Source organism: Verrucomicrobiota bacterium (assembly GCA_016871535.1).
Taxonomy (GTDB): Bacteria; Verrucomicrobiota; Verrucomicrobiia; order Limisphaerales; family SIBE01; genus VHCZ01.
Genome location: VHCZ01000407.1, coordinates 1 through 3,455, shown reverse-complemented (window position 1 = coordinate 3,455; position 3,455 = coordinate 1). Strand labels below are relative to the sequence as shown.

Genomic DNA, 3,455 nt, shown 5'->3' with positions numbered 1-3,455 from the left:
AGCCCGACCTCGCCGTTATCACTAACAGCGGCGTGTCCCTGCTGTTGGGCCAGGGCGATGGCACGTTCCAGACTGCCTTCAATCTCGGCGCGGGAGGGTTGCTTTCCTCCGTCGGCTTGGGCGACTTCAACGGCGACGGCCGTTGATCGGCTATCTCGTCCTCGAAGCTATCCCGGCTGCCGTGGATATGCTGGGACATCGGCTTGTTCCAGTGAAGCACTTCGACTTGAAATAGCGAGCGCTCTGCCGTTTTCCGTCGCGATGCCCATCGGGATCGGAGCGTTCCCATGAACCCTTCTTCCGGACCGCGGCCTTTAGGCGCCTTTAGGCCGCTTCAACGCTGGACTCCAGAGCGGGGCCCCAAGCAGCCTAAAGGCTGCGGTCCGCGCAGTTTTCGGTTCATGGGTCGTGTGCGCGGTTCTGAAACCAAGTGAGCTTCCCATGAACACTTATGCGTCAGGATCCGATAGCGTGCCTCCGAGGCTCAGCGAAGTCCCGCCCAGGATCGCGTCATTCGATGCAAGGACCGGTGGCGGTTGGTTTGACGACGCTGCTGGGCTTTGGGCTCGGCGTCATCATGGTGCTGCATCGCTCGATCTGGCCGGCGGTGATTGCGCACGGGATGTTCGACGCGACGAGTCTGGCGCTGCTGCCAGGATGCTCAAACTTTCTTTAGCTTCCAGCGGCCGCGCTTGAATAATGCCGCGCACACAACGGCGTAGGTGGACCACGCGATGGTGATCGCGGTGAACACTCCGCCCGGTCCCCACCGAAACCAATGCGCCAACGCCGAGGCCAAAGGAAGCTGAAAGAGCCAGAAGCAAAAGAGATTGATCCACGTCGGTGTCCAGATATCGCCGGCGCCGTTGAACGCCTGCCCGAGCACCATGCCGTAAGCGTAGAAGAGAAATCCCAGGCTCACCGTCCGCAAGCATTTGACCCCGTGCGGCACGATCTGGCCGTCTTGCGTGAACGCGTCGATCAGCGGTTCGGCAAAGATCACAAATAACGTCCCGACCACGCCCAGAAACACCATGTTGCAGAAGCCCGCGTGCCACACGGACTCTTCGGCGCGTTCGGGTTTTCCTGCGCCCAGGTTCTGGCCCACCATCGTCGCCGCAGCGCTGCTCAGGCCCCACGACGGCAGCAAAGCGAAAATGACGATGCGGATCGCGATCGTATAGCCCGCCAGCGCAGCGCTGCCGAATCCCGACAGAATGCGGATCAACGCCAGCCAGCTTGTCATGCCGACGAGCATTTGAAACATGGCCGTCCCCGAAAGCCGGAGCAAATTTGCCATCGTCGGAAGCTCAACTCAATCCCATTGCCACCGTGTAGATGAGTGTGAGCATCGCCTCCGTCAACCCGACCGTTGCCACCGCTTCCGCGCCCAACCGCGAGACCCAGAAGATATCGACAATCGCAAAAAGCGATTCCATCGACATCTCCAGGATCATCGGGACAGCGAGCAACAGGATCGCGCGGCGGATCGGGACTTCCGTGAAGTCCTGCCGCGACCCGCGAAGAGCTTCTCGAACAGATGACCAAAAGTCGGACATGGCGCAAAGGGGTGGAAGGCTAGTCTGGTCTGGCGCCGGGCGGTTGGCGATAGCTTTGTGGTAGGAAAATGTGGCGCTTGCGGCGGCGCATGAGGCCCATTATCCTCCGCCCTATGAGCACAACTCCCGCCGCTGCCGCATCGCCCTGGCGCGGTTGATTTCATTATCGAGAAGCTTTGAATCAGTTGCTCGACAAAGCTCGCGCCGGTTCAAACGTATCGCGCCAGGAATTCGGTGACTTCCAAACGCCTCCGGGACTGGCGCGGGAGATTTGTGCGCTGCTGAGGCGGGAGGGAATCGACCCGCACATCGTTATCGAACCGACCTGTGGCCTCGGAGCCTTCCTGGTCGCGGCCGCCGAGGCATTTCCGGCCGCGCGAATTCTCGGCTTCGAAGTCAATGCCGATTATCTCGAAACGACGCAGCAGAGTTTGAAAAACGGCGGCGCAAGCAGCCGATTCGACCTGCGCGCGCAGGATTTCTTCACGCACAACTGGGACGCTGAGTGCAAATCTGTCGAAGGGTCGCTTTTGCTGTTGGGGAATCCGCCCTGGGTCACGAACGCCGCCGTCGCCCGCTTGAACGGAAGCAACTTACCCGTGAAGGAAAACTTCCTGGGCTTCCGCGGCCTCGAAGCGCGCACGGGAAAATCGAACTTCGACATCTCGGAATGGATGCTCATTCGATTGTTGCGAGCGCTCGACGGCCGAAAGGCCGCCATCGCGATGTTGTGCAAGACAGCCACGGCGCGGAAGGTCTTGCGGTACGCCTGGCAAAATGACGGACGCGTGGCGAGCGCCTCGCTTTATCGCATCGATGCCACGGCGCACTTCAGCGCTTCCGTGGACGCTTGCCTGTTGCTGGCGCACATCGGCGCGCATGGCGCAACGGAGGCGGCGGTGTTTGACAGCCTGCAAGCGCGGACACCGTCCAGTCACCTGGGCCTCGTTGGAAAAGACCTGGTGGCCGACATCCGCGCCTACCGCCGCTTGCAGCATCTTGAGGGGCGCTGCCCGTACCAATGGCGGTCCGGGTTAAAGCACGATTGCGCTTCGGTCATGGAGCTTCGACCGAATCCCGACGGCACTTTCTCAAACAAGTTGAAGGAGCAAGTCAGTCTTGAACCGGACTGTGTGTATCCGCTGCTGAAGTGCACGGACCTTTCGAAGGGCAATGCCAACCCCACGCGATTCGTGTTGATGACGCAGAAGCGTGTCGGCGAAGATACGCGTGCGATAGCCCGGCACGCTCCGCGAACTTGGGAGTACCTCAACGCCCACGCCGATTATTTCCAGGCCCGGAAGAGTTCGATTTACAAAAACGGCGTGCCCTTCGCGATATTTGGCGTTGGTGATTACTCCTTTGCTCCCTGGAAAGTGGCCGTGTCGGGACTGCATCGTGAGCCGCGCTTTGTCTTGGTCGGGCCGCAAGAGGATCGTCCGGTCATGTTTGATGACACGTGTTACTTTCTTTCCTTTCCCCAGGAGAACGAAGCACGACTCGTCGCGCAGATTCTGAACACGACGCAATGCCGGGAATTCCTGGCCTCCCTGATATTCCCGGACAGCAAACGGCCTGTCACGGTGGAGTTGCTGCGACGGCTCAATCTCCGCGCCATCGCCCAAGACGCTGGTCTGGCTGGCCTGTGGGAAACCATCCTTCCACAGATGACAATGCCCGGTGATCTGTTCCGTTCTTCCCTCTCTCTCGAGGGAATCTGAGTGACAAGATACGTCCGTTCCTCTCAGATTTGCGGACCGAGCGAAATCTTAGAGCGTGTCCGAAAATTGCGCGGGGTCCTGCGGCGAGGGATTTTGGCTGTGGCCAAGGCGGCGAGGTCCGAGCATCCCCAACGCGGGCTGTAAGGACCGAGCCAACGCAGGCCACGGACAAAAG

Annotated in this window: 3 protein-coding genes and 1 pseudogene; 3 read left to right on the top strand and 1 reads right to left on the bottom strand. The window is 60.3% G+C overall.

The window, feature by feature from the left end; translation table 11 throughout:
* Both FJ398_26850 and FJ398_26845 read left to right on the top strand, forming a co-directional pair.
* On the top strand, positions 1-146 hold a 146-nt coding region (locus tag FJ398_26850), incomplete at its 5' end, for a VCBS repeat-containing protein (protein ID MBM3841499.1).
* Between the two features lie 305 nt (positions 147-451).
* On the top strand, positions 452-676 hold the full coding sequence (locus FJ398_26845; GenBank protein MBM3841498.1) for a CPBP family intramembrane metalloprotease: 225 nt from the start codon (positions 452-454) through the stop codon (positions 674-676).
* Here the strand turns inward: FJ398_26845 and FJ398_26840 are convergent.
* Positions 662-1,559 (bottom strand): annotated as a pseudogene (locus FJ398_26840) (hypothetical protein). The gene FJ398_26845 and the pseudogene FJ398_26840 overlap by 15 nt on opposite strands.
* Positions 1,560-1,735: 176 nt before the next feature.
* Between FJ398_26840 and FJ398_26835 the strand changes: the two are divergent.
* Positions 1,736-3,280 carry an SAM-dependent methyltransferase gene (locus FJ398_26835; protein ID MBM3841497.1) on the top strand — a complete coding sequence of 515 codons (1,545 nt, stop codon included), beginning with the start codon at positions 1,736-1,738 and terminating at the stop codon, positions 3,278-3,280.
* The last annotated feature ends 175 nt before the right edge of the window (positions 3,281-3,455 follow it).

Coding starts and splice junctions, on each gene's coding strand:
- FJ398_26845 (MBM3841498.1), top strand. CDS start 452: ATGCGTCAGGATCCGATAGCGTGCCTCCGAGGCTCAGCGAAGTCCCGC.